This window comes from Pseudomonas sp. PAGU 2196, assembly GCF_022179005.1.
GTDB classification, from domain to species: Bacteria; Pseudomonadota; Gammaproteobacteria; order Pseudomonadales; family Pseudomonadaceae; genus Aquipseudomonas; species Aquipseudomonas kermanshahensis.
On sequence record NZ_BNTL01000010.1, the window covers coordinates 57,388 to 82,093 of the forward strand.

22 protein-coding genes, 1 pseudogene and 1 riboswitch are annotated in these 24,706 nt (G+C 63.2%); of the genes and pseudogenes, 13 read left to right on the forward strand and 10 right to left on the reverse strand.

Annotation, left to right across the window (positions count from 1 at the left end):
- Positions 1–68 precede the first annotated feature (68 nt).
- The 8 genes from ribE to MFF34_RS10080 all read left to right on the forward strand — a co-directional run bounded on the left by ribE (position 69) and on the right by MFF34_RS10080 (position 5,352).
- On the forward strand, positions 69–545 hold the full coding sequence (gene ribE / locus MFF34_RS10045; protein WP_003255395.1) for a 6,7-dimethyl-8-ribityllumazine synthase: 477 nt from the start codon (positions 69–71) through the stop codon (positions 543–545).
- Entirely contained in the window at positions 542–1,042 is a 501-nt protein-coding gene (nusB, locus tag MFF34_RS10050; protein WP_099428217.1) for a transcription antitermination factor NusB, read from the forward strand. The genes ribE and nusB overlap by 4 nt, the downstream gene beginning before the upstream one ends.
- A gap of 18 nt (positions 1,043–1,060) precedes the next feature.
- Entirely contained in the window at positions 1,061–2,029 is a 969-nt protein-coding gene (thiL, locus tag MFF34_RS10055; RefSeq protein ID WP_238212948.1) for a thiamine-phosphate kinase, read from the forward strand.
- Complete coding sequence (locus MFF34_RS10060; protein ID WP_027594910.1) at positions 2,026–2,529, forward strand: phosphatidylglycerophosphatase A; 504 nt, start codon at positions 2,026–2,028, stop codon at positions 2,527–2,529. Before thiL ends, MFF34_RS10060 begins: the two co-directional genes overlap by 4 nt.
- Positions 2,530–2,545: 16 nt before the next feature.
- On the forward strand, positions 2,546–3,289 hold the full coding sequence (locus MFF34_RS10065) for an ABC transporter substrate-binding protein (RefSeq protein ID WP_238212955.1): 744 nt from the start codon (positions 2,546–2,548) through the stop codon (positions 3,287–3,289).
- A 217-nt stretch (positions 3,290–3,506) separates the two neighbouring features.
- Positions 3,507–4,124, forward strand: coding sequence for a GTP cyclohydrolase II (ribA, locus tag MFF34_RS10070; protein WP_027594912.1), 618 nt, complete (start codon positions 3,507–3,509; stop codon positions 4,122–4,124).
- Positions 4,121–4,540, forward strand: coding sequence for an MFS transporter (locus MFF34_RS10075; protein WP_238212957.1), 420 nt, complete (start codon positions 4,121–4,123; stop codon positions 4,538–4,540). The genes ribA and MFF34_RS10075 overlap by 4 nt, the downstream gene beginning before the upstream one ends.
- Positions 4,540–5,352 carry a cobalamin-binding protein gene (locus MFF34_RS10080; protein ID WP_238212963.1) on the forward strand — a complete coding sequence of 271 codons (813 nt, stop codon included), beginning with the start codon at positions 4,540–4,542 and terminating at the stop codon, positions 5,350–5,352. Before MFF34_RS10075 ends, MFF34_RS10080 begins: the two co-directional genes overlap by 1 nt.
- Here MFF34_RS10080 and MFF34_RS10085 read toward each other — a convergent pair.
- The 5 genes from MFF34_RS10085 to ribB all read right to left on the reverse strand — a co-directional run bounded on the left by MFF34_RS10085 (position 5,330) and on the right by ribB (position 11,304).
- A complete protein-coding gene (locus tag MFF34_RS10085; RefSeq protein ID WP_238212973.1) occupies positions 5,330–7,204 on the reverse strand; it encodes a TonB-dependent receptor domain-containing protein in 1,875 nt (624 codons plus the stop codon). The genes MFF34_RS10080 and MFF34_RS10085 overlap by 23 nt on opposite strands.
- A 137-nt stretch (positions 7,205–7,341) precedes the next feature.
- A complete protein-coding gene (gene dxs, locus MFF34_RS10090) occupies positions 7,342–9,237 on the reverse strand; it encodes a 1-deoxy-D-xylulose-5-phosphate synthase (RefSeq protein WP_238212975.1) in 1,896 nt (631 codons plus the stop codon).
- A 103-nt stretch (positions 9,238–9,340) separates the two neighbouring features.
- The gene (gene ispA, locus MFF34_RS10095; protein ID WP_238212977.1) at positions 9,341–10,228 is read right to left on the reverse strand and encodes a (2E,6E)-farnesyl diphosphate synthase; all 888 of its coding nucleotides are present in this window, start codon (positions 10,226–10,228) and stop codon (positions 9,341–9,343) included.
- The gene (locus tag MFF34_RS10100) at positions 10,225–10,467 is read right to left on the reverse strand and encodes an exodeoxyribonuclease VII small subunit (RefSeq protein ID WP_027594918.1); all 243 of its coding nucleotides are present in this window, start codon (positions 10,465–10,467) and stop codon (positions 10,225–10,227) included. The genes ispA and MFF34_RS10100 overlap by 4 nt, the downstream gene beginning before the upstream one ends.
- Before the next feature lie 186 nt (positions 10,468–10,653).
- Positions 10,654–11,304 carry a 3,4-dihydroxy-2-butanone-4-phosphate synthase gene (ribB, locus tag MFF34_RS10105; protein ID WP_027594919.1) on the reverse strand — a complete coding sequence of 217 codons (651 nt, stop codon included), beginning with the start codon at positions 11,302–11,304 and terminating at the stop codon, positions 10,654–10,656.
- Between the two features lie 80 nt (positions 11,305–11,384).
- Positions 11,385–11,526: riboswitch (FMN riboswitch) on the reverse strand.
- Between the two features lie 95 nt (positions 11,527–11,621).
- Here ribB and MFF34_RS10110 point away from each other — a divergent pair.
- Positions 11,622–12,836, forward strand: a complete 1,215-nt coding sequence (locus MFF34_RS10110; protein ID WP_238213080.1) for an RtcB family protein — start codon at positions 11,622–11,624, stop codon at positions 12,834–12,836.
- Positions 12,837–12,946: 110 nt separating this feature from the next.
- Here MFF34_RS10110 and MFF34_RS10115 read toward each other — a convergent pair whose 3' ends face one another.
- The 3 genes and pseudogenes from MFF34_RS10115 to MFF34_RS10125 all read right to left on the reverse strand — a co-directional run bounded on the left by MFF34_RS10115 (position 12,947) and on the right by MFF34_RS10125 (position 15,347).
- On the reverse strand, positions 12,947–13,837 hold the full coding sequence (locus tag MFF34_RS10115; protein WP_238212979.1) for an alpha/beta hydrolase: 891 nt from the start codon (positions 13,835–13,837) through the stop codon (positions 12,947–12,949).
- Positions 13,838–13,867: 30 nt separating this feature from the next.
- Positions 13,868–14,815, reverse strand: a pseudogene (locus tag MFF34_RS10120) (FecR domain-containing protein).
- On the reverse strand, positions 14,808–15,347 hold the full coding sequence (locus tag MFF34_RS10125; RefSeq protein WP_238212984.1) for a sigma-70 family RNA polymerase sigma factor: 540 nt from the start codon (positions 15,345–15,347) through the stop codon (positions 14,808–14,810). Before MFF34_RS10125 ends, MFF34_RS10120 begins: the two are co-directional and overlap by 8 nt.
- Before the next feature lie 188 nt (positions 15,348–15,535).
- Between MFF34_RS10125 and MFF34_RS10130 the strand changes: the two genes are divergently transcribed.
- The 4 genes from MFF34_RS10130 to MFF34_RS10145 all read left to right on the forward strand — a co-directional run bounded on the left by MFF34_RS10130 (position 15,536) and on the right by MFF34_RS10145 (position 22,731).
- Positions 15,536–18,475, forward strand: coding sequence for a TonB-dependent receptor (locus MFF34_RS10130; protein WP_238212986.1), 2,940 nt, complete (start codon positions 15,536–15,538; stop codon positions 18,473–18,475).
- Between the two features lie 265 nt (positions 18,476–18,740).
- Entirely contained in the window at positions 18,741–19,241 is a 501-nt protein-coding gene (locus MFF34_RS10135) for a sigma-70 family RNA polymerase sigma factor (protein ID WP_238212988.1), read from the forward strand.
- Between the two features lie 11 nt (positions 19,242–19,252).
- A complete protein-coding gene (locus MFF34_RS10140) occupies positions 19,253–20,188 on the forward strand; it encodes a FecR domain-containing protein (RefSeq protein ID WP_238213082.1) in 936 nt (311 codons plus the stop codon).
- 113 nt (positions 20,189–20,301) lie between these two features.
- The gene (locus MFF34_RS10145; protein ID WP_238212990.1) at positions 20,302–22,731 is read left to right on the forward strand and encodes a TonB-dependent receptor; all 2,430 of its coding nucleotides are present in this window, start codon (positions 20,302–20,304) and stop codon (positions 22,729–22,731) included.
- A 285-nt stretch (positions 22,732–23,016) separates the two neighbouring features.
- Here the strand turns inward: MFF34_RS10145 and MFF34_RS10150 are convergent, their stop codons facing one another.
- Complete coding sequence (locus MFF34_RS10150; RefSeq protein ID WP_099428232.1) at positions 23,017–23,718, reverse strand: XRE family transcriptional regulator; 702 nt, start codon at positions 23,716–23,718, stop codon at positions 23,017–23,019.
- Between the two features lie 376 nt (positions 23,719–24,094).
- Positions 24,095–24,622 carry an inorganic diphosphatase gene (gene ppa / locus MFF34_RS10155; RefSeq protein ID WP_016497835.1) on the reverse strand — a complete coding sequence of 176 codons (528 nt, stop codon included), beginning with the start codon at positions 24,620–24,622 and terminating at the stop codon, positions 24,095–24,097.
- Between the last annotated feature and the right edge of the window lie 84 nt (positions 24,623–24,706).

Consider the following 24,706-nt stretch of genomic DNA (forward strand, 5'->3'; position numbering starts at 1 on the left):
ACGCTCGAGTCCAAACCCTCCCGAGGCCGCCAGCGAGCGGCCTCGCTCTTGAAGATGAGAACATCGGAATGACCCTGAAGACCATCGAAGGTACCTTCATCGCCCCCAAAGGTCGCTATGCTTTGGTGGTTGGCCGCTTCAACAGCTTCGTCGTCGAAAGCCTGGTAAGCGGTGCCGTTGATGCCCTGGTACGCCACGGTGTCAGCGAAAGCGACATCACCATCATCCGTGCCCCGGGCGCGTTCGAAATCCCGCTGGTGGCACAGAAGGTCGCCCAGCAAGGCGCGTACGACGCGATCATCGCCCTGGGCGCCGTGATCCGCGGTGGTACCCCGCACTTCGAATACGTGGCGGGCGAATGCACCAAGGGCCTGGCCCAGGTGTCCATGGAGTTCGGTGTTCCGGTGGCCTTCGGCGTTCTGACCGTCGACTCCATCGAGCAGGCCATCGAGCGTTCCGGCACCAAAGCCGGCAACAAAGGTGCTGAAGCTGCCCTGTCCGCTCTGGAAATGGTCAGTCTGCTGGCGCAGTTGGAGGCCAAGTGATTAGCGACGAAAGCGATCGTTTCAACCCGCGCGATCCAAAACCTGCGGATGCCGGCAAGCCCTCGAAGAGCGCCAAGCGCCGCGAAGCCCGCAAGCTCGCGACTCAGGCGCTGTACCAGTGGCACATGGCGCGTCAGTCGGTGAACGAGATCGAAGCGCAGTTCCGGGTCGATAACGATTTCACCGATGTCGATGGCGCCTACTTCCGCGAAATCCTGCATGGGGTTCCGACCAAGAAGGACGAGATCGACGCGGCCCTGAAGCCTTGCCTGGCGCTCGCGCTGGAAGAGCTCGACCCGGTTGAACTGGCTGTGCTGCGGTTGTCCACCTGGGAACTGATGATGCGCGCCGATGTGCCGTACCGTGTCGTGATCAACGAAGGTGTCGAGCTGGCCAAGGTCTTCGGTGCCACCGACGGCCACAAGTTCGTCAACGGCGTGCTGGACAAGCTCGCCCCTTCGCTGCGCGAAGCGGAAGTCAAGGCGAACAAGCGCTGATCCCGGCGCTGGCGGACCATGGGTGAGTTCGAGCTGATCAGCCATTACTTTGCCGCCGCGCCCTGTGCGCAAGGCGGTGAAGGCGTGGCCCTGGGCATCGGCGATGACTGCGCGCTGCTGGATGTGCCTGTTGGCGAGCAACTGGCGGTGTCCACCGACACCCTGGTGGCCGGCGTGCATTTCCCTGCGGTCTGCGACCCTCTGCTGCTCGGCCAGCGCTCGCTGGCCGTGGCGGCCAGTGACCTGGCGGCGATGGGCGCTACCCCCATCGGCTTCACACTTGCCCTGACCCTGCCCGAGGTCAGCGCCGACTGGCTGCAAGCCTACGCTGACGGCCTCAACCGTATGGCCCGGCAGTGCCAGTTGAGCCTGATTGGCGGTGATACCACCCGTGGCCCCTTGAGCATCACCCTGACCGTGTTCGGCCGCGTGCCGGCGGGGCAGGCGTTGCGCCGTGGCGGTGCCTGCCCGGGTGACCTGCTGTGTGTGGGCGGTGAACTGGGCAACGCTGCGGGCGCCTTGCCGCTGGTCCTGGGCGAGCGCCAGGCCGATGCTGCCCTTGCCCAGCCGCTGCTCGACCACTACTGGTCGCCCTCGCCGCAATTCACCTTGGGCCAGCTGTTGCGCGGGCGTGCTACGGCCGCACTGGATATTTCCGACGGCCTATTGGCCGACTGCGGGCATATCGCCAAGGCGTCCCGCGTGGCGCTCGAGGTGAACCTGGACCAGGTGCCGGTGTCATCCGCTTTGCAGGGCTTCCTCGGTCATGAGGCTGCCGTGCAGGCTGCCTTGACCGGGGGTGACGACTATGTGCTGGCGTTCACCTTGCCGCCGGCTCAGCTTTCATCCCTGCAGGCCCAAGGCCTGGCGACGTTCCATGTCATCGGGCGAGTGCTTGAAGGCCAGGGCGTCAGCCTGCGGGACGGGCAGGGCCAGGACATCACCCCGCGGCAACGCGGCTATCAACATTTTAGGGAGACACCGTGACCGATCACCCCAATCAGGTGCCTGCGGAGTTCGTTCCGCCCTCGGTCTGGCGCAACCCCTGGCACTTCATCGCCTTTGGCTTCGGTTCCGGCACCTTGCCCAAGGCACCGGGCACCTGGGGTTCGCTGGTGGCCATACCCTTCATTCCGCTGTGGCAGATGCTGCCGGATTGGGGCTACTGGTTGCTGCTGGGCATTACCATGCTGTTTGGCTTCTGGCTGTGCGGCAAGGTCGCCAATGACTTGCGCGTTCACGATCATGAAGGCATTGTTTGGGACGAGATGGTCGGCATGTGGATCACCCTCTGGCTGGTGCCAGAAGGCTGGCAATGGTTGCTGGCGGGGTTCCTGATGTTCCGTTTCTTCGACATCCTCAAGCCGTGGCCGATTCGCTGGATCGACCGCCATGTGCATGGAGGGGTCGGGATCATGCTCGACGATATCCTGGCCGGCGTGTTCGCTTGGCTGGGCATGCAAGTTCTGGTGTGGGCGGTTGCCTGAGGCAGGGAGCGCGTGAATGGCCATAAGGACTGTGCTGTTGGCAATGCTGCTGGGTTGTGCTCCCTGGGTGGGGGCGGCCGAAGGTGTGCCAAAGCAGGTCCACTTGGTCAGCGAAGAATGGCTCGACTACACCAACGCCAACGGTACCGGGGTTGCCTGGGATGTGCTGCGCAAGGTGTTCGAGCCGGCCGGGGTCAAGGTCGTTACGCAGAGCGCGCCCTACAGCCGTGCAGTGGGGCTGGTAAAGCGGGGCGAAGCTGATGCCTGGGTAGGCTCCTACAAGGGCGAGAGCGAGGATAACCTCTACCCGCGCTGGCACTTCGACATGGATCACATCTATGCCTTGGGGCTTGCCAGCAAGCCGGTGCCTACGCCGAGCACGGTTGGCCAGTATCGCCTGGCTTGGGTGCGTGGCTACGACTACGCCAGCTACTTGCCCAATGCCCATGACTACCGCGAAATTCAACGCCGTGAAGGCATTTTGCCGATGCTCGAGCACGACCGTGTGGACTTCTACATCGATGCGCTGACCGAGGTCGACTACGTGCTTGGCCAGGCGTCGGAGCCTGCACGCTTTCGTAAAAGCCACGTTGCCGAACTGCCGTTGTACCTGGCGTTCGCCAATAACGATGAGGCCAAGGCACTGCGGGAACTGTTCGACAAGCGCATGGCCGAGCTGGTGCGCAGCGGTGAATTGAAGCCGATTTTCGAACACTGGAAGCAGCCGTATCCCTTCACTGCCGACAGCAAGCCGCTGTAGGAGCGGCCTTGTGCTGCGAAGGGGTGGTGACAAGCGCAACGATTGGTGTTGCTTAAGATGGCCCCTTCGCAGCACGAGGCTGCTCCGACAAGGGGGAGCGGAAAAATAAGCATCGAACTTTTCGATCTTAAACCGCGGTATTCAGCCAGCGCACTGGCGCCGACCTGCTGATACAATCGCCCCACGAGAAATTTACTACTTATTTCAGGAGCACAACGTGCCCGTCGTCTTTGTTGCCGCCTCTAAACTCCCGACCCCGTTCGCGACTTTCACCATGCATGGCTTCCTCGAAGAAGCCACCGGCCGTGAGCACGTGGTGCTCAGCCTGGGTGATATCGCTGACGGTGAACCGGTGTTGGGGCGCCTGCACTCCGAGTGCCTGACCGGCGATGCCCTGTTCAGCCAGCGCTGCGACTGCGGTTCACAACTGGAAGCCGCTCTGCAGGCCATCGCACGTGAAGGCCGTGGTGTGCTGTTGTACCTGCGTCAGGAAGGCCGTGGCATCGGCCTGTTGAACAAGATCCGCGCCTATGAGCTGCAGGACGGTGGTGCCGACACGGTCGAAGCCAACGAGCGCCTCGGCTTCGCTGCCGACCAGCGTGACTACGCCATCTGTCTGCCGATGCTCGAACACTTGGGGGTGAAATCCCTGCGCCTGATGACCAACAACCCGCGCAAGGTCAAGGCACTGACCGACATGAACATCGTCGTCGCCGAGCGCGTGCCGCTGCACACCGGCCATAACCCGCACAACCGCTACTACCTGGCGACCAAAGCCGGCAAGCTCGGCCACATGCTGGGCAACGAACACCAGGGCGAGGTGCCCCAGGCGTGACCCGCGCCGAGGTCAAGCGGCGCCTGGCGCTGGCCTGGTGGCAATACCTGGCGGTGGGCCTGGTGCCGCTGCCGGTGATGGCCTGGGCGTTTGGTGGCGGTGATGCGTTGATCCCGGTGCTGGCCATGCCACTGTTCATCGCGGGTGCGGCGACCATGTTCCTTAGCCTGCCGCGCTTCGGTGCTTACAAGCGTGCGCTGATCGCTACCTCTAAGGTGCTCGGCAGCAACGAAGAGCCGGCAGCCTGGATCACGCTGGCACGGGTGCGGCGCATCGCCATGCTGTATGCCTGCTTCCCCGCCTGGGTCGCTGCGCTGTCGGTGCTGGTGGGGCTGGAAGCCGTGCCGCAAATCCTCTTGGCGCTGTCCACCGTGGTGGTGCTCTACCTGTATCGCATCCCACGTCAGCTGGGCTGATGCGCATCCTTCTCTGGCTGCTGGCGCTGTGCGCCTGTAGCGCCAGCGCCGGCGAGCCGCTACGGGTGGTCAGCCTGGCGCCTTCGATGACCGAAATCATGCTTGAGCTGCACGCCGATGACCTGTTGGTCGGCGTCCTCGACGGCGGTGATCGCCCGCCAGCATTGCGTAATGTGCCTTCGGTCGGCCGCCAAGGCCAACTGAACATGGAGCGTCTGCTCAGCTTGCAGCCTGATCTGTTGCTGCTCTGGCCCGGCAGTGTGGCGCCAGCACAGCGTGATCAGCTCAAGCGCCTGGGCATCGCCACCTTCAGCGCCGAACCCCACGACATCGACCAGTTGATCGATCAGATCGAGGCCATCGCCGTGCGCGTCGGCCGCGAAGGGCAGGGCCAGCAATACGCCCAGGCCCTGCGTGACAGGCTGCGGCAACTGCGCCAGCAGTATCGCCGTGAGCAGCCGCTGCGCGTGTTCTACCAAGTCTGGGATCAGCCCTTGTACACCCTGGGTGGCAGGCAGGTGGTCAGCGACGCGCTGGCCGTATGTGGCGCGCGTAATGTGTTCGCCGACCTCAACCAGCCAGCGCCTCAAGTGAGCGTGGAATCCGTACTGCTGCAAGACCCGCAGGTGATTCTGGCGGGTGATCAGGCGCAGTTGAACAGCTGGAGGGCCTGGCCACGCCTGCGTGCAGTGGCCGACGAGCGCTTGCTGGTCGTGCCCGATAAAGGGCTGGAACGGCCCAGTGGGCAGATGATCGAGGCCACTGCCCGCTTGTGCGCGTTGCTCGAAGCTAAAGCGCCGGCGTCCAGGTGACGCTGAGCAGCACAGTGCGGCCTTCTTCGCGGTAGCTGTGGCTGGCGCCTTCATAGCTGTACAGGGCGCGGCTGTGGGTGTGCTCCAGCAGGTTGTCCAGCTTCGCTTCCAGTTTCAGTTCATCCGTTGCCGCCCAGCTACCGCGCAGGCCGAGCAGGCCAAAGCCGGCGAGCCGGTTGCGGTTGGCTTCGTCATCGTAGCTGGCGCTGACGGCTTGCCAGCTTCCGCCCACGCTGAACCGCCCAAATGCGCGGTCCAGGTCCAGGCTCACGGTACGGCGAGCGCGGCGGGCGAGGGTATGGCCACTGTCGCGGTCGCGCGGGTCGATCAGCGCCAGGCCGAGCTGGCTGCGCCATGCGCCCCATTGCTGGTCGAGGGACAGCTCAACGCCGTTGATGCGCGCCGAGGCGACGTTGCGCGGGATCGAGTCCTGGCCAAAGATGATCGCGTCGCGCAGGTCGGTGCGGTACAGCGACGTCTCCAGGCGGCTGTCCGAGGTGAGCTGGCTGCGCCATTGCAGTTCGTAGCTTTTGGAGTGCTCTGGGCTCAGGTCCGGGTTGCTGAATGCTGGGTAATACAGGTCGTTGAACGTCGGCGCTCGGAAGCCTTCGCTGTAGGACAGCAGCACATCGTTGGACGCGTTCACGGGTACGGTAAGGCTACCGCTCCAGGTGGTCTGGCCACCGAACTGCTGGTTCTGGTCGCGGCGCACGCCCAGCTCGGTGGAAAACTGCTCTCCCCGGTACCGATGTTGAACGAAGGCCGCGCGGTTCCAGCGGCTGTCTTCGGTGAAGTCAGTGCTGCCGTGCACGCGGTCTTCGTACCAATCCCCGCCGATCAGCAGCGTGTGCTGGTCGTTCAAGGCCAAATCGTTTTGCCAGGTGAGTTGATCACGATAGGTGTTGAACACGAAGCGCTCATCGCTGAGCTTGTCGCGCTTGTCGTCACGGTTTTCGCTGTGGGCAAGTTCCAGGCGCGAATGCCAGCTGTCGTTGAGCTGGGCATCGAAGTAGGTGCCCAGGCTGCTGACGCTGAAATCGGTATAAGGCTTTTGCCCGAAGCTTTCGAAGGTGACCGGGTTGAAGCCACCGAACGGGTTGTCGTATTCACTGCGCCCATGGCTGTCGAGCAGGTTGAGGCCGGCCTCGAAGCGTTCGCCGAAGGTGTGGCTGAGGCTCAGGTTGAATGACTTGTTGCGGTACGCATCGTGATCCCCATCGCTGGCAAAGGACGGGCCGGTGGCGTCGATGCCGGCAGTTTCGTCCAGGCTGGCGCCCAGGTTGAAGCGGGTGGCGCCGTTGCCACCGGCCAGGCCCAGGCTGCGTTGGAAGGTCTGGTTGCTGCCGGCGGCCAGGCGCAGGCGCGGTTGCAGGCCAGGGCCGCTGCTGCGCCGGGTGAAGATCTGAATCACGCCGCCAATGGCATCGCTGCCGTAGATCGCCGAGCGGGAGCCGCGCAGTACTTCGACACGCTCGATCTGGTCAACGTCGAGAAATTGCAGGCCGCTGTCGCCGGAGGTGGCGTTGGCGATGCGCACGCCATCGACCAGTACCAGGCTTTGCGCTGCCTTGGTGCCGCGGATGAAGATACCGGGCAGGCTGCCGCGCCCCCCCGTGGGAGCGACTTGCACGCCGGGGACGCGGGCTAGCAGGTCGGTGACGCTGGTGGGTTGCAGGCGGTCGATGTCGGTGCGGGTGAAGACAGTGTTGGCGGCGCTGGTGGCGGTGCGCGACTCGACTTGGCGGTTGGCGCTGATCAGCACATCGGGGAGTTTCAGGGCGTCGTCGCGTTCAGCGGCTAGAAGCGGCAGCGGGAGGCACAGGAGGGTGGCGGTGAAGCTCGGGATTTTCATGGGCATTACCATAGTATTCGCGGGACAAGTCGGATCGCCGCACCGCCGCTCCCACAGGTTTGTCACTGTATCTAGAGCAGTGATGACCTGTGGGAGCGGGCTTGCCCCGCGAATGGGCCGCAAAGCGGCCCCAGGGGTTACAAGCCGAGCTTGGCCATACGCGCTGTAACCGATGCCTCGATGCCAGCAGCATCCAGCCCACACTCAGCCAGCATTTGCGCCGGCTTGGCATGCTCGACATAAATGTCCGGCAAGCCCAGGTGCAGCAGCGGCTTGACCAGGGCCTGGCTAGCCAGGAACTCACCCACGGCAGCCCCTGCGCCGCCCATGATGGCGTTTTCTTCGATAGTCACCAGCAGCTCATGGCTGCCCGCCAATTCGAGTACCAGTGCCTCGTCCAGCGGCTTGACGAAGCGCATGTCGACCACGGTTGCATTAATCTGCTCGGCAACCTGCAAGGCTTCGCTTAGCTGCACGCCAAATACCAGCAGGGCGACTTTCTCACCCTGGCGGCGGATGACGCCCTTGCCGATTTCCAGGGGCGTAAGGTCCCCACTGATCGGTGCGTTGGGGCCGGTGCCGCGCGGGTAGCGCACTGCCGCCGGGCCGTTGTACAGGTGGCCGGTGGTGAGCATCTTGCGCAGTTCGTTCTCGTCGCTCGGGGTCATCACCAGCATGCCGGGGATGCAGCGCAGGTACGACAAGTCGTAGCTGCCGGCATGGGTCGGGCCGTCTTCACCCACCAGGCCGGCGCGGTCGATGGCGAACAGCACATCGAGGTTCTGTACCGCCACGTCGTGGATCAGCTGGTCATAGGCGCGCTGCAGGAACGTCGAATAGATCGCCACCACCGGCTTGCTGCCTTCGCAGGCCATGCCGGCGGCCAGGGTGACCGCGTGCTGCTCGGCAATCGCCACGTCGAAGTAGCGCTCCGGGTAGCGTTCGCTGAAGTCGACCAAGTCGGAGCCTTCCTTCATCGCTGGGGTAATGCCAACCAGGCGATTGTCGCTGGCGGCCATGTCGCACAGCCACTGGCCGAACACGGCGGAGTACTTGGGCCCGCTGGGTTTTTTCGGCGCGGCGGGCTTGTCGGCGGGCTCGAGCTTGGTGATGGCGTGGTAGCCGATCGGGTCGACCTCGGCCGGGGCGAAGCCTTTGCCCTTCTTGGTCACCACGTGCAGGAACTGCGGGCCTTTGAGGTCACGCATGTTACGCAGGGTGGCGATCATGGTCGGCAGGTCGTGGCCGTCGATCGGGCCGATGTAGTTCCAGCCCAGCTCTTCGAACAGGGTGCCGGGGACCAGCATGCCTTTGGCATATTCCTCGGTGCGACGGGCGATTTCCCACGCGCCTGGCAGGCGCGAAAGCACCTTCTTGCTGCCCTCGCGCATGCTCGCGTAGGTGCGGCTGGAGAGAATCTTGGCCAGGTAATTGGACAGGCCGCCGACATTGCGCGAAATCGACATGTCGTTGTCGTTGAGGATCACCAGCATGTCGGCGTTGACTTCCTGGGCGTGGTTCAACGCCTCGAAGGCCATGCCGGCGGTCAGGGCGCCGTCGCCGATCACCGCGATCGACTTGCGTGCGCTGTTCTGCAGGCGGGCGGCGATGGCCATGCCCAGCGCTGCACTGATCGAGGTGCTGGAGTGGCCGACGCCAAAGGTGTCGTACTCGCTCTCGCTACGGCGGGGGAAGGCGGCGATGCCGTCCTTCTGGCGCAGGCTGAGCATGCGCTGGCGGCGGCCGGTGAGGATCTTGTGCGGGTAGGCCTGGTGGCCGACGTCCCACACCAGCCGGTCGTCCGGGGTGTCGAAGACGTAGTGCAGGGCGATCGTCAGCTCGATCACGCCCAGGCCGGCGCCAAAATGCCCACCGGTCTGTCCCACGGTGTAGAGCAGTTCCTGGCGCAACTCGTCGGCCAGGGTCTCCAGGTCGGCTTCGGCCAGCCGGCGCAGGCCGGCAGGCGTGTCAGCGCGGTCGAGCAACGGCGTGACCGGGCGTTCGCGGGGGATCTCTTGAAACGTCGTGGGCATCAGGCGAGTCGTTATAGGTGTGAAGACGCGGCAGTTTACCCCATTGTGGGAAAAGTGCCCATTGAGAGGGGGGGAGCAGGGGCCGCATGGCGGCCCCGTTGAATCAGTTGCGGCGTTCGACGATGTAGCGCGCCAGCGCCCGCAGCGGCTCGGCAGTTTCACCAAACCCTTGCAATGCGGCCAGCGCCTGGTCGCGCAGTTCGATTGCATAGGCCTTGGCGGCCTCCAGGCCAAGCAGGGCCGGGTAGGTCGGTTTGTCTCGGGCGATGTCGGCACCCTGGCGTTTGCCAAGGGTGGCGGTGTCGCTTTCTACGTCGAGGATGTCGTCCTGCACCTGAAACGCCAGGCCAATGGCCTGAGCGTAGGTCTGCAAGGCATCCAGCTGCGCCGGCTCGGCGCGGGCGCTGGCCAGTGCGCCCAGGCGCACGCTGGCTTCGATCAGCGCGCCGGTCTTGTGCCGGTGCATGAATTCCAGCGCCTGCTGGTCCAGCTTGATGCCCACCGAGCCCAGGTCGATGGCCTGGCCTCCCACCATGCCGGCCGGGCCGGCAGCCTTGGCCAGGGCCTGGACCATGGCCAGGCGAAGGGCGTCGGACTGTGGGCTCAGGCGTGGGTCGAGCAGGGCGCTGAAGGCCAGGCTCTGCAGGCCGTCACCGGCGAGGATGGCGCAGGCTTCGTCGAAGGCTTTGTGGGTGGTCGGTTGGCCGCGACGCAGGTCGTCGTCATCCATCGCCGGCAGGTCGTCATGCACCAGCGAATACGCGTGGATCAGTTCGACCGCGCACGCTGCACCGTTGGCCTGTTCGGCGGGTGCACCCAGGGCTTCGCAGGCCGCGTAGGCGAGCAGCGGGCGTACACGCTTGCCGCCGTTCATCACGCTGTAGCGCATGGCGGCGTAGAGGCGCTCGAGTTCTTTGGTAGGCGCTTTAAACAGCGGTTCGAGGGCGGCGTCGACGCGGGCCTGGCAGTTGGCCTGGTAGGTGCTGATCATGCTTCCGGCTCCGCGTCGAAGGGCTGGGCTGCCAGCTCACCGTCGCGTTCCAGAAGGATTTGCACTTTCTGCTCAGCCTGGGCCAGGGCGCCCTGGCAATCGCGGGTCAGGGCGATGCCTTGCTCGAAGGCGGCCAGCGAATCTTCCAGCGACAACTCGCCGTTCTCCAGGCGCTCGACCAGGGCTTGCAGGTCTGCGAGGGATTGCTCGAAATCGAGGGAGGCTTTTTTGCGGGCCATGGCGACTGTCTCGGTGGCGTTCTGAACGGCGCGACACTAGCAGAGCGGGGCAGGGGGAGCAAACTTGTGTGGGGAGGGGCTATGCGGTCGGGCGTGATAGTCGTTGCGCATTCGAGATCGAGCGCCGCGCTGGCGGCGCCCGATGTGCGCGCCGCCATCTTCCTCAAGCCAAGCGTCTGGAAGCCATCAAGCCGTAGCCGCTTCGCGCTCCACCATCGCCTCGCGATACCGCGCCAGCTCTTCAATGGTCAGCACCGGCATATTGTACTGCCGCGCATACACCGCCACCTGCTCCCCACGCGCCATGCTGCCGTCGGGGTTCATCAACTCGCACAGCACCGCTGCCGGCCGCAGCCCGGCCAGCCGCGCCAGGTCGACCGAGCCTTCGGTATGGCCACGGCGGGTCAGCACACCACCATTGCGCGCGCGCAGAGGGAACACATGCCCAGGGCTGACGATATGCCGTTGCTCGGCCGTCGAGCTGAGCGCCGCAGCGATGGTGGTGACACGGTCTTGCGCCGAAACGCCGGTGGTGATGCCGTCCGCCGCCTCGATGGTGACGGTGAACCCGGTGCCATGGCGCGCCTGATTGTTCTGCACCATCGGCGCCAGTTGCAGGGCGTCCACGGTCGCTTCGTCCAGGCACAGGCAAACGATGCCGCTGCAGTCACGAATCATCATGGCCATAGTTTGCAACGAGATGTTTTCGGCGGCGGCAATAATGTCCGCTTCGTCCTCGCGGTCATCGTCGTCCAGCAGCAGTACGGGGCGCCCGGCCTGGAAGGCGGCGATGGCGGCAGAAATGTTGGGGTATTGCTTTTGCAGCATAGGGGACATGAAACGCTCCTCGTAAATGATCGATGAACGTCTCGGGGCGAACAAAACGCGCGCGCAGGGGCGCCCGAATGGCCCCTGCCTGACGCCTTCTTTCATCCGGACTATGACCGTCGGCTCTGGAGTCTCACCAGATCTGCTGACCCCCGGCATGGCCGGGGCGCTCGCGGGCTCATCTTTCGATTTACCGCCGGTGGGGACTTACACCCCGCCCTGAAGACCCGGCAAGCATACCCCACAGAGCCACCCTGCTGGCAACCCGCCCGGCTAAGACCTTAGGCGAGCATCGGCGGTATCATGGCAGGCATGTTCTATTCGGAATCGACAGCATGGACATTCTCCAGGTCGCCGGCGGCAAGCCGATCAAGTTGTGGACCGACGGCGTGCCGGTCGAAGACGAAGCGCGCCAGCAGTTGCTGAACACGGCCAAATTGCCGTTCATCTTCAAGCACCTGGCCGTGATGCCGGATGTGCACCTGGGCAAGGGCTCGACCATCGGCAGCGTGATCCCCACCGTTGGCGCGATCATCCCCGCCGCCGTTGGCGTGGACATCGGCTGCGGCATGATCGCCGCGCGTACTTCGCTACATGCCCGCGACCTGCCCGACAACCTGCACGGTTTGCGTACGGCGATCGAGCAGGCTGTGCCCCATGGCAAGACCTTCGGCCGCCACGACCAAGGCGCCTGGGACAACGTGCCAGCCAAAGCTGACAAAGTCTGGGGCACGCTGGCCACGCGCTTCAAGGCCATCACCGACAAGTACCCGCGGCTGGAGAAAACCAATAACCGGCATCACCTGGGCACCCTGGGCGGCGGCAATCACTTCATCGAGGTTTGCCTGGATGAGGCCGACCGCGTGTGGTTCATGTTGCACAGCGGCTCGCGTGGCGTTGGCAATGCCATCGGCAACCTGTTCATCGAACTGGCCCATGCCGACATGCGCCAGCACCTGGCCAACCTGCCGGACAAGGACCTGGCGTACTTCGAGGAGGGCAGCCGCCACTTTGCCGACTACGTCGAAGCGGTGGAATGGGCGCAGGATTTCGCCCGGCAGAACCGCGAACTGATGATGCTGGCAGTGGTTGCAGCGACCCGTAAGGTGCTTGGCCGGCCGTTCGAGGCCAGCCTGGAGGCGGTGAACTGCCACCACAACTATGTGCAGCGCGAACAGCATTTCGGGCGCGAAGTGCTGGTGACGCGCAAGGGCGCGGTGTCGGCGCAGAAAGGGCAGTTGGGCATCATCCCCGGTTCGATGGGGGCAAAGAGTTTCATCGTGCGCGGGTTGGGCAATGAAGAGGCGTTCTGCTCTTGCAGCCATGGGGCCGGGCGGGTGATGAGCCGAACCCGGGCCAAGAGCCGCTTCACTGTGGAAGACCAGCGACGGGCCACTGCGCATGTGGAGTGCCGCAAGGACAAGGCGGTGATCGATGAGATACCGATGGCCTACAAGGACATTGATGCGGTGATGCGTGCGCAGCGCGACCTGGTGGAGGTGGTGCACACGCTGCGCCAGGTGGTGTGTGTGAAGGGGTGACCGGGCCGGCCTCTTCGCGGGGCAAGCCCGCTCCCACATCTACACTGCCCTCAGGACAGGAGGGGTAACCTGTGGGAGCGGGCTTGCCCCGCGAAGAGGCCCGCGCAGGTTTACCGAGACATCCCTTCAATTACGCTTTTCAGCGAGGCCGCCAACATCGGCCCATGCCCCAACCCGTCGAACCGCTCGAAGCGCACCTGCAACCCAGGCACCTTGGCCAGGTCCGCCACCAGCTCCCGCGCCGGCCGCTCCGCGTCGCCTTTCACCGCTGCACGCGGGTTCGACGACTCATCGCCACCGCGCATCAGTAACAGCCTCGGGCGGATGTCACCCAAGCGCTGCTGCAGTCCCTGGGCTTCCCGCACAATCGCCCCGTCATGCCACCACAACGATGGGCTGGCCGCCGCGTAGTCGCTGAACTCGGCCGGCCGGGTGAACAGCGCATGCAGCACCGCCAGGCCACCATAGGAGTGCCCCCACAGTGTTTGCCGCTGCAGGTCGATCGGCGCTACAGCGGCGACCATCGGCCGCATGCGCTGGCTCAGCAGGTCGAAGAACGCCTCCACGCCACCGCTGGGCTGGCCCGTCAGCGGGTCGCGCTGTTCCGCTTGCCCAGGCAGTGCGGGGGTGTAGTCATACGTTCGCCCGGCACGTTCGATGCGTTGGTCGGTCTGGTAGCCCACGGCGACCAGCAACGGGGCTTGGCCTGCGGCAAGCTCGCCCAGTTGTTCGCTGTCCAGGGCACCCAGCGCGGCGTTGCCGTCGAGCATCCACAACACCGGGTAGCCCGCCGCGGGCGCCGGGCGATTCGGCTGGCCGATCCATAGACGGTAATGGCGCTGGCCATCGGCCGAATCCAGGTCATGCTGGCTGAAGCGATAGGCCAGGTTCTGGCGCTGCAGCAGCGACGTGTCCATTTTCTGATCGCGCACCGGTTGCGCCAGTGCTGCCGGTGCAGCGAGGGCCAGTGCCATGGCCAAGTACAAGGGCATTTTGCTCATCGGGGAATCTCGCTCGGTCGTTGCTTTTGATCAACGGCTAATGAATACGTGCCTGCCGGTGTGTCGAACCTGCAGCGTGTAGGTCTGCGCCAGCATGGCCAAGGCCAGCGGCAAGTCATCGATGGGGAATGTGCCAGACACCCGCAGCTCACCCAGCGCGGGGTCGCACTCAAGCTATTGGTCGGTGTAGCGCATCAACTCATGCGCCCACAGCCGTACTGGCATGTCGTCGGCCACCAGCAACCCGTTGCGCCACGCCAGGGTGGTTTCCCGGGCCTCCTTGATGGGCCCCATGCGCTCGCGGCTGAAACGGACTTGTTGCCCAGCACGGATGATGTTTTCGCCAGGGGCCACGCTGGCGTGTTCTAGGCGAACCTGTACGGCGCCTTCGTACACCGCTAGCAAGGTTTCATCGGCCAGCTGGCGCACGCTGAATCGCGTACCCAGCGCGAGCAGTTGGCCTTGCTGGGTCTGTGCCATGAGCGGGCGTGGGTCGGCAGCGGTCGCGATGTACACCTCGCCGCGGCGCAGGTGCAGCAAGCGTTGCGCGCTGTTGAAAAGCACGTCCACGGCGCTGTCGCTATTGAGGGTGATCTGTGTGCCGTCGGCGAGCCGTGCGTGTTGGCGTTCGCCCACAGACGTCTGGTAATCGTTGCCAATGCCTGAGCGCCATGCCCACCAGCTGAGCGGTGCGGCACCGATCAGCAGAAGCAGCCCGCGCAGCACAGCGCGCCTGCCTGTCGGGCGATCCAAGGTCTGCTTGGCCAGCGTTGGAGGCAGGCTGCCCAGGCGTGTGAGCAGGCGCTGTGCCCTTTGCCACGCCCGCTCATGCTCAGTACTGGCTCGCCGCCAGCGCTCCAATTCGCGCTGTTGCGCTGGCAGCAGCGGCCCTTCCTGCATCAGCATCAGCCAGGAGGCCGCTTGGGCCAGCACTGGCTGGGGGATGGCATCGTCAAGCGGGGCCGTGCGGTTATTCATCGGGCATCTGCGTCAGGCAGGCCAGGTAGGCCTCGTGGATGTACTTCTTGACCGTCGGCAGCGCGATGTTCAGGGTCACGGCAATGTCTTTCTGCTTCATGCCGTCCAACGTTGCCATCAGAAACGCCTGCCTCACGCGGGGGCGCAGCGTGTCCAGCAGCGTGTCGATCTCGTGCAGGGTCTCGAGGATCACGCTTTGCAGTTCAGGCGAAGGGTGCTCGGGTTCTGGCAGCAACTGCAACGCCTCGAGCCAGGCACGCTCCAGCGACTGCCGGCGCCGCCAGCTGACCAGCACACAATTGGCGATGCGGGTTAGGTAGGCGCGTGGCTGACGGATCGGTTCGACTCGCGCGCCCTCCCGGCTGGTAAGCACCCGCAGGAAAATGTCATGCGCCAGGTCATCGGCCACCCCGCGTCCCCACGACCTCAGGCGATAGGCGAGCCAGTTACGTAACCAGGCGTGATTCTCGATGTACAACGTCTCGACGCTGCACGGCTCGGTACTGTTCGGCGGGGAGAAGGGCGCATTCATCGTGGGTTGAGTCGGTACAAGACTGTCGCAAATGAAAACCATTATCAATAGAATTGCTCAGATCACAAGGCCGAACCGGCAAATTCAGCCGGTGGCCCTGCACACATATCCTTTTTTCGATCTCGTGCGACAGAGGAGGTAACAGCCCGCAGCCAGTGGTGGGCGCACACCCTACGAGCGAGAAAAGCATGCTCCCAGTACGTTGTCCTTCACCTGCTCCACGCCCTCGACTTTGCCTGTCGCCCATCACCTTCGCCCTGCGTTGCACGATGATCAGTTGCTGTGGCGCCGGCTTGCTGAACAGCAGCCTGGCCCTGGCCCAGGGCACCGGCACGGCTGCGGTCGCCGCGACCCGCCTGGACGATGCCACGCCGCGTGACTACAACATTGCCAAAGGCCCGCTGGGCGCAGCGCTGGGCAGTTTCACCAGCCAGTCCGGGCTGCTGGTGTCTTATGATCCTGACCTGACCCGCGGGCGCACGGCGCCGCCCCTGAAGGGGCGGTACACCGTCAGTGAGGGCATCCAGCGGTTGCTGGCCAATACCGGGCTGCAGCTGGTGGCGAGCTCGACCGGCAGCTACGTGCTGATGGCGCAGGGCGCTGCAACGCGTGCTGCAGCAGAGTTATCGCCGACGATGGTCGACGCTGCCGCACAGGGGCCTCAGGCGGATACTTACCGGGCCCCACGCTCATCGGTGCACCTGAGCAGCGAACAGATCGACCGCTTCGGCCGGGTCTCCGTGGGCGACCTGCTCAACGGTGTGCCGGGCGTGCAAGTCGGTGACACTCGCAACGGCGGCGCCCTGGACGTCAACATTCGCGGTATCCAGGGGCAGAGCCGGGTAGCGGTGAAGGTCGATGGCTCGGAGCAGGCCCTGGATGTCTATCGCGGTTATGGCGGCACGCAGCAACGCAGCTACATCGACCCCGACCTGATCAGCAGCCTGACCGTGAACAAAGGGCCGTCAACCAAATCCGGAGCGATTGGCGGCACGGTGGAAATGCAGACGATCGGCGTGCAGGACATTCTGGTCGACGGCAACCAGGTTGGCGTGCGTCTCAAGGGCGACCTCTGGGACAACGGCGTAGCCCCCGCCCATCGCAGTTCCAGTTCCAAGGATGAAAGCCTGTCGGCGCCTCCGCGCGACAACCGCGGCAGCCTGTTCGGCTCTGAAGCCGAATCGGGCAGCGCCGCGTTTGCCTTCACCACCGAACAGCTGGATGTGGTGGCGGCCTACGCGCACCGCAACCAAGGCAACTACTTCTCCGGCAAGAAAGGCCAGGACCGCTACCGCCTCTACGGCGATTACGGCAGTGAACAGCCCAGCGTGGCGATGACCTATAACGCGGGCGAGGAAGTGCTCAACTCCTCATCGAAAACCGACTCGTACCTGCTCAAGGCGACCTGGCGGATAACCGACGATCACACCTTGGACCTGGGCTACCGCCGCTACGACGGGCGCACTGCCGAGATCATGCCCTCAGACATCTACCGCTTCGGTACTGCCGGTATTTATCAGTACCCCTTGGGCGAGGTGAAGATCGATACCTACACCGCACGCTACCACTACCTGCCGGCCGGCAACCCGTGGGTCGACCTGACCAGCAACCTGTGGATGACCGACGCCAAGACCAGCTCGTTGAGTTCGGCATGGACGGCGCCGGTGTCCCAGTTGTTTCGTTCTGACCGCAGTTGGACACGCCAGGACAACCGCCGTATCGGCGGCGACCTGAACAACATCTCCAGGTTCGAAACGGCCCATGGCGACTTCAAGCTTGACCTGGGCGGCGCGTTCCAGCTGGAAGACCTGCAACCGCAGAAAAGCGTGCTGATCACCCAGCACGACGTCGATGCCAACCGCACCCTGCGTGATGCTTCGCGGCAGGAATTCAGCTTCAACGGCAAGCTCGAGTACCAGCCGATCGAGCAATTGACCCTGTGGGGCGGGGGCCGTTACAGCCACTTCCGCACCCAAGACAATACCGTGTTGGCCACCGCCCGCCGCGAGGATCGCGACGTGCGCTACATCTCGGCGAGTGGCCCCAAGGGCTGGGGCAGCATGACCTGGTTCCCCGACCAGAACGGCCAGTACACCGACGCCACCGACCCCCGGCTGAACAACGGCATCGTCTTCGGCAACAGCAACGAGCCATTCAACGGTGTGCGCTTCAATGACTTCGGCGCGACCAGCATTCAGGTCAGCCCCGAAGGCATCAGCAGCGTGGTCACAGGCTACGACCATACCCCGCAGGGCAGCAGCAGCGGTGGCGGCTTTTCGCCGGCATTCGGCATCAATGTCGAGCTGATGCCCGACACGTACTTCTATGTCACCTACACCCAAGGCCTGCGCCTGCCGTCACTGTTCGAGACCAGCCAGGGCACCCAGCAAGTCAGCCCCGGCAAAAGCCTCAAGCCCGAGCGCTCGCAGAGCTGGGAAATCGGCGTCAGCGCCTTGCGCGACAACCTCTTTACCGATCACGACTCAGCCGCGATCAAGCTGGCCTTCTTCGACAACAAGATCAAGCACTACATCACCCGCTATTACGACCCGAGCCCTGGCCTGTGGGGGCAGATGACCTTCAGCAACACCGACAGCTTCAGCACCCGCGGCCTTGAGCTGCAGTCAAACTACGATGCCGGCCGTGTGTTCGCCGACCTGTCGGCCACCTACTACCTCAAGACCGAGACCTGCGACGCGGACTTTGCCGGCAAACTGCGCGCCACCGCCAACCCTTACCAGAAGACCCAAGACACGCCAAACTGCACACCGGGCAGCTACATGGGCTCCTACACCAACACCCAGAACCCACCACGGTTCTCCGCCAACCTGACCACTGGCCTGCGTTTATTCGACGAAGCATTGACGGTAGGCGGGCGCGTGACCTACACCTCCGGGCCTACCAGTACCCTCGACAAGCCCTGGCAGTCCGGCGCTACCACGCCGCAGATCGAGTACCGCTCGGTGGCGCTGTTCGATCTGTTCCTCAAGTACACGCTGCTTGAGAACACCGAGGTGAATGTTTCGCTGCAGAACCTGACCGATCGCTATTACCTGGACCCGCTGGCGCAGAGCTTCATGCCGGCTCCCGGGCGGACGGTACGAATGGGGGTGGTGACGCGGTTCTGAAGCCCAGTAAGGTCTGTATCAACGCGCGCGACCGCCTTGTTTGTTCCATACGCGCCCATGCCCCAGGAATAATTGGCCCGAAACAATTGTACGAGCAGCCTTGTGCTGCGAAGTGCCGCGCGAGCGGCGCTCGATCTCATAGGCGCTGAAGATCCTGTGGGGAGCAGCTCCCAGCCCAGACTTGTTCGTGGATTGCCCCTTGCACGAACTGCCTGCGCCCTAAATAATGCGATCAATTACCATTTGCATATTTAATGGCCCCTCTATGTCCACACTCGAGCCTATGGCACTCCACCAGCTTTACTCCGAACATCACGGTTGGCTGAATGGCTGGTTGCGTAGTCGCTTGGGCAATTCGGCCGATGCGGCGGATTTGGCTCAGGACACGTTTGTGCGGGTCATGACGGCGCGTAATGCCGTGCCGATCCGAGAGCCTCGCGGTTACTTGAGTGCAATTGCACGCTCGTTGTTGATCGACAAGTCGCGGCGACGGGCGATTGAACAGGCGTATCTGTTCGCCTTGGCGCAGAAGCCTGAACCGGTTGAGGTGTCACCTGAGGTGCGATTGTCCATTCTCGAGATGTTGGTGTCGGTTGACAGCCTGCTGGACGAGTTGGGCAAACGCACGCGGGAGATCTTTCTGTCGGTGCAGCTGGACGGGGAGACTTATGTGGCAGTGGCCGAACGTCTCGGGGTCTCGGTCACGACGGTGAAGAACCATCTGGTGCGGGCCATGACCGAGTGCCTGCTGCTGGCGGACAGTTGATGACTACGGTGCTGGATCGGCAGACGCTTGAGGCTGCTGCGACCTGGTATGTACAGCTCAATGAGGGTGTGGTGGACGAGGCCTGTACCCAAGCCTGGCAGCAATGGCTGGGGGCGGATCCTTTGCACGCCGAGGCGTGGGCGCGGGTCGAGGCGTTTCAGCGGCAGTGGGCAACAGTGCCCGTGCATGCCGCTCGGTCGAGCCTGGACGCGGCCCAGACGCAGCGCCGCGAGGTATTAAAAATCCTCAGTGTGTTACTGGCAGTCGGGGGCGGTACCTGGATGGTCGGCACACCGCTGTCGAACTACGGCCTGCTCGCTCAGCAGAGCACGGGGGCGCGGGAGCGTCGTTCGCTGCGGCTGGAGGATGGATCGCAGGTGGAACTCAACGCCAATACGGCGCTGGATGTGAGCTTCGACGGGCAACTCCGGCTTGTCCGTCTATATCGCGGGGAAATCCTCGTGCAAACGGCCAGAGATCCTGGCCAGAGGCCCTTTGTCGTCGAGACCATGAACGGGCGCATTCACGCGCTTGGGACGCGCTTCAACGTGCGCCAGATGGCAGACCTGACTCGAGTCGGCGTACTGCAATCGGCCGTCGAGATCCGCCCTCGTCGCCATCCGGGGCGGGTGGTGCGTCTGGATGCCGGTCAGCAGGCGGCCTTCGATCTTGATCGCACCGATCCTGCACACGCCTTGCCTGCAGATTCTACCGCCTGGGTCCAAGGCATGCTGAGTGTTAACGAATGGCACCTTGGCGACTTCGTCGAAGAGCTCGGACGCTATCGCCCGGGCGTGCTGCGCTGCGCTGAGGCGGTCCGGGACCTGAGTATTTCCGGAGCATTTCGTATCGATGATACCGATGCGGTCCTGGATAACTTGGCCAGGACGTTGCCGGTGAAGGTGCGCTACCTGACCCGTTACTGGGTCAGTATCGAGGCCGTCTGAACCGCCAACGGCAGAAAGTGATCGGGGTGCCTTGCTGATTCCGATTCTCATCCGTCAATGACAAGAGCCGCGATGACAGCGGATTTCTGCCATGACAACGGAAGGATCACCCCATGCCCCAGCTTTGCCCCTCTCCCTCGATTTCATTGCCTCGCGCAATACGCCTGGCGATGTTCGGCCTGACTATGGCGAGTGTGTCGGGGGTGGTGTTGATACCAGCAATGGCTCAGGCCCAGAGCCGCATCGCCTATCACATTGCTGGAGGCCCGCTGGGCAGCGCGCTGACCCAGTTCGGCGTGCAGGCAGGTGTGACTATCTCCTTCGATCCACGGCAGATACACTCGCTGACGACTCCAGGCCTTGACGGCGCCTACGGGGTTGATGAAGGACTCGCGCTACTGCTGTCCAACAGTGGCTTGCAGGCTCAGCGCCAGGCCAACGGCGGTTATCTGCTTGTCCAGGGCGGCTCCTCAGACCTGATTGTACTCGGCGCCACCAATGTCGACGGGCAATCCCTAGGCGCTACGACCGAGGGCACCGGTTCCTACACCACGGGTTCGACCAATACCGCGACCAAGCTCGCCCTGAGCCTGCGGGAAACACCTCAGTCTGTGACGGTGATCACCCGCCAGAAGATGGACGACCAGAACATCCAGAACCTGGACGATATCGCGCGCACGGCGACCGGTATCACGCTCACCAAGATCGGCACTGACCGTTCTACCTATTACTCACGCGGCTTCGAGATCAGCGATCTGCAATATGACGGGATTCCGACCAACATATCGGAAAACTACTCCATGGACGTTATGTCCACGTCGAATATGGCCATTTATGACCGCGTCGAGGTCGTGCGTGGTGCCAACGGCCTCATGCAGGGTACCGGCAATCCGTCGGCGGCGATCAACCTGGTGCGCAAACGACCTACCCAGGACTTTCGCCTGGGTGCGGAACTGGGTGCAGGCTCCTGGGACAACTATCGTAGCCAGGTGGATGTTTCTGGGCCATTGACCTCCACCGGCAATGTTCGCGGCCGCGCAGTGGCCTATTACAACAACGCCAACAGCTACAGGGATGGGGCCGAGCGGGACAACCAGTTGCTGTATTTGGTCGGGGAGGCAGACCTCAATGACTCCACCGTGCTGACGGTCGGCGCCACGCTCCAGAAGGACAACCAGAATGGCTATGATTGGGGCGGCTTGAATACCCGCAGTGATGGCTCGTTCTATCCACTTTCGCGTTCCACCAACCTCAACGGCAAGTGGGCCCACTTGGATCGCAACAACTACACGTTGTTCAGCGATGTCACGCACAACTTCGACAACGAATGGAAGTTGACCCTGGCCATGAATGCGATCTGGTCGAACGCCGACTTCCTCTCCGCGTATCCGAGTCGGGTATCGGGTGACCACTATCGCATGACCGTCTCCCAGGCCGACTACGAAGATACCCAGTTCGCGTTGGACCTCTATGCAACCGGCCCCTTCGAACTGTTCGGGCGTAAGCATCAGTTGATGCTCGGGGCCAATAGCCGCAAGGACGAGTTCGACGCGGTGATCAAGAGCGCTACCAATAACCCGACGATCAACATCACCGACTTCGACTACAGTGCGTTGCCCAGTCCGATCCTCAGTGCTATTGGCTCGGACTATAACTACACGCGCAAGGAGCGTGGTCTGTATGGGGCCTCGCGCTTTAGCCTGACGGATGACCTGAGCCTGATCCTTGGTACGCGGGTGAGTTGGTCGGACTACAAGGTAGCCAGCCCCTACACCAATGATCAATACCGGGAGAACGGCCGGTTGGTGCCCTACGCCGGACTGGTATTGGACCTGGACAAGCACCACACCTGGTATGCCAGCTATACCGAGATCTACAAGACGCAGAGTTACTACGGTGTCGGCAATACCTTGCTTGACCCGATCGAAGGCGAGAATTACGAAACCGGTATCAAGGGTGAATACTTCGATGGCCGCCTGAACACGTCGCTGGCCATTTTCCAGACCAATTTGGAGAACATGCCCGAGGCACTGGCGGTGTCGCCCACCTGTGGTGTGACCGGTACGAGCAAGTGCTATGAAACTGGCGCGAAAGTGCGTAACCGCGGCTTCGAACTGGAAATTTCCGGCGAGCTTTTGGAGAATTGGAACGTCAGCGCGGGCTACACCTACAGTGATCCCGAGTATATCGCCGGCAGTAGCAAGGGCTCGGACTACTACCGCAAGATCCCGCGCCGCCTGCTCAAGGTGTCGACGGACTACCGCTTGCCCGGTGTCCTCGATCAATGGCGTGTAGGCGGCGATGTGTATGCCCAGAGCCGCACCGCCGCCGATGTGACTGGGTACGCTATCGAACAAGGTGGCTACGCCTTGCTTAACCTGCATGCCCATTATCAAATCAACCAACAGTTCAGCGTGCAGTACAACCTCAACAACGTGCTGGACAAGGTTTATTACCAGTCCTTGCCAACTTCAAACAACTTCGGCGGCCTGTACTACGGTGATCCACGCAATTTTGCGGTCACGTTACGCTACCAATACTGATGCAAGGGCCCGGTCACCGAGCGCGTTTCTGAAGATGGGATAGATTTCAGTGGGGCATTAAAAAGCCGGCTTGTGGCCGGCTTCTCGGGGACGCTTCCGACTAATTTATGGTAAGCCGCAACCGCCTTAACTGTGTGGTCACAAGGACCTGATAGAGATGGTCAACGCCCGTGTGGGGTGTCGCCGAGCCCTCTGGACCGCGGCTTGCGCCGGTCGGGGCTAAATGTGCCGCGTAGCATACAAGGGCTTGCGCAGTATGCCCAGCAAAAAATGGCACAGCGTGTTTCAGCTGGGGCGATGGCGGCGGAAATGCGACCAGTGGAAGACCCAGCCGAGAATCTCCAGGCCTTGGGCCTGGCGCTGGGCGCGGGTGTAGCGCTCGACGGCGTAGTTGCGCCGGTCATGGCTGTGTAGGTACAGGGTGCCGTGCGGGCCGAGGCTGAGGTTGTTCACCCTCAGGGTGCCGTTGTGCAGCAAGGCATAGGTCTCGCCCTCGATGACTTCGGTCATGCTCAGGTCTACCGCCAAGGTGGCCTCCAGCGGAATCAGCGGAGCCATGTTGGCGGCAGGCATGGCCAGGCAGATGGCATTTTGCGCAGCAACGCCCAGCGCCTTTAACGCCGTGGTGGGCAGGCGCAGGTGATGGTTGGCCACGGGGGCAAGCAGGCCGTGCTGCAGTGCGTAAAACGGCACCTGCAGCAGCCGGCCGCTGTGTGCTGACAGCGGGGTGGGCGGGTTGGTGTGCGGTGGCCGTGGCGGGCCGCTGCGCAAGATCGGGTTGGGGTGCTTGGGGCCTTCGCCGCTGCGCAGCCAACGGCGATGCACGCAGAACAAGTCGGCCATTTCATCGAGGCGAGCCAACGGAACACCCCGTCTGAACCAGTTGTTGACGTGCTGGGGTGTGACGCTACGTTGGGCAGCGAAATCGGAAGGGGTCAAGCCACATTCGTGCAGCAGGGCTTTGAGGCGGTCACCGGATGTGTTCATGGCCGCGAGTGTAGCGGCCGGGTGCCAGCTGGCATATGAACCGGATGTTGATGCGGCTTGTGCGAAAGGTGCTTAGTTGTAGGGCGTTGGAGTAGGGCGATGTAGGAATTTTTACTGGAAGGGTGTTCCCTCGCGCATAAAAAAACCCGCCGAGGCGTAATGCTGTTCTCTTAAGTTATCCATCGCCTGTATTGGGGCCGCTTTGCGGCCCATCGCGGCACAAGGCCGCTCCCACAATGTTCGCGCATGCCCTGTAAATAGGGGCATAACGCGGTCGGTGTGGGAGCGGCCTTGTGCCGCGATGGGCCGCAGAGCGGCCCCGGCATTCTTAAGTGAACAGCATTACCGCCGAGGCGGGGTTTTTCAGCAATCGGTATCAGCCTTTGTAGGCAGCGACCGATTTGGTGATCGCAGCACGGGCGGCGTCGGCGCCGTCCCAGCCTTCGATCTTGACCCACTTGCCCTTCTCGAGATCTTTGTAGTTCGCGAAGAAGTGCTCGATCTGCTGGATCAGCAGGGCTGGCAGGTCGGTGTATTCCTTAACGTCGACATACAGCTGCGACAGCTTGTCGTGCGGCACAGCGATGACTTTGGCGTCGCCGCCGCCGTCGTCGGTCATGTTCAGGATGCCAACCGGGCGGGCACGGATGACCGAGCCTGGGGCAACTGGGTATGGGGTCACGACCAGCACGTCGAGCGGATCACCGTCGTCGGCCAGGGTGTTCGGGATGAAGCCATAGTTGGCTGGGTAGAACATCGGGGTAGCCATGAAACGGTCGACGAACAGGGTGTCGCTGTCCTTGTCGATCTCGTATTTGATCGGCGCGTGGTTGGCCGGGATCTCGATGGCGACGTAGATGTCGTTCGGCAGGTCTTTGCCCGCCGGAATCTTGCTGTAGCTCATTGGGCAGTGCCCCCGTAGTTGACCAAAAAGTGGCGGCGATTATAGGCACATTCCGCATGGGCATGCCACGCTTGGCCTGATGTG

Excerpts from the sequence above, each read along its gene's own strand:
- ribE (WP_003255395.1), top strand. The coding sequence starts at position 69 with ATGACCCTGAAGACCATCGAAGGTACCTTCATCGCCCCCAAAGGTCGC.
- thiL (WP_238212948.1), top strand. The coding sequence starts at position 1,061 with ATGGGTGAGTTCGAGCTGATCAGCCATTACTTTGCCGCCGCGCCCTGT.
- MFF34_RS10065 (WP_238212955.1), top strand. The coding sequence starts at position 2,546 with ATGGCCATAAGGACTGTGCTGTTGGCAATGCTGCTGGGTTGTGCTCCC.
- MFF34_RS10080 (WP_238212963.1), top strand. The coding sequence starts at position 4,540 with ATGCGCATCCTTCTCTGGCTGCTGGCGCTGTGCGCCTGTAGCGCCAGC.
- MFF34_RS10085 (WP_238212973.1), bottom strand. The coding sequence starts at position 7,204 with ATGAAAATCCCGAGCTTCACCGCCACCCTCCTGTGCCTCCCGCTGCCG.
- dxs (WP_238212975.1), bottom strand. The coding sequence starts at position 9,237 with ATGCCCACGACGTTTCAAGAGATCCCCCGCGAACGCCCGGTCACGCCG.
- ispA (WP_238212977.1), bottom strand. The coding sequence starts at position 10,228 with ATGATCAGCACCTACCAGGCCAACTGCCAGGCCCGCGTCGACGCCGCC.
- MFF34_RS10100 (WP_027594918.1), bottom strand. The coding sequence starts at position 10,467 with ATGGCCCGCAAAAAAGCCTCCCTCGATTTCGAGCAATCCCTCGCAGAC.
- ribB (WP_027594919.1), bottom strand. The coding sequence starts at position 11,304 with ATGTCCCCTATGCTGCAAAAGCAATACCCCAACATTTCTGCCGCCATC.
- MFF34_RS10115 (WP_238212979.1), bottom strand. The coding sequence starts at position 13,837 with ATGAGCAAAATGCCCTTGTACTTGGCCATGGCACTGGCCCTCGCTGCA.
- MFF34_RS10125 (WP_238212984.1), bottom strand. The coding sequence starts at position 15,347 with ATGAATGCGCCCTTCTCCCCGCCGAACAGTACCGAGCCGTGCAGCGTC.
- MFF34_RS10130 (WP_238212986.1), top strand. The coding sequence starts at position 15,536 with ATGCTCCCAGTACGTTGTCCTTCACCTGCTCCACGCCCTCGACTTTGC.
- MFF34_RS10135 (WP_238212988.1), top strand. The coding sequence starts at position 18,741 with ATGTCCACACTCGAGCCTATGGCACTCCACCAGCTTTACTCCGAACAT.
- MFF34_RS10145 (WP_238212990.1), top strand. The coding sequence starts at position 20,302 with ATGCCCCAGCTTTGCCCCTCTCCCTCGATTTCATTGCCTCGCGCAATA.
- MFF34_RS10150 (WP_099428232.1), bottom strand. The coding sequence starts at position 23,718 with ATGAACACATCCGGTGACCGCCTCAAAGCCCTGCTGCACGAATGTGGC.
- ppa (WP_016497835.1), bottom strand. The coding sequence starts at position 24,622 with ATGAGCTACAGCAAGATTCCGGCGGGCAAAGACCTGCCGAACGACATC.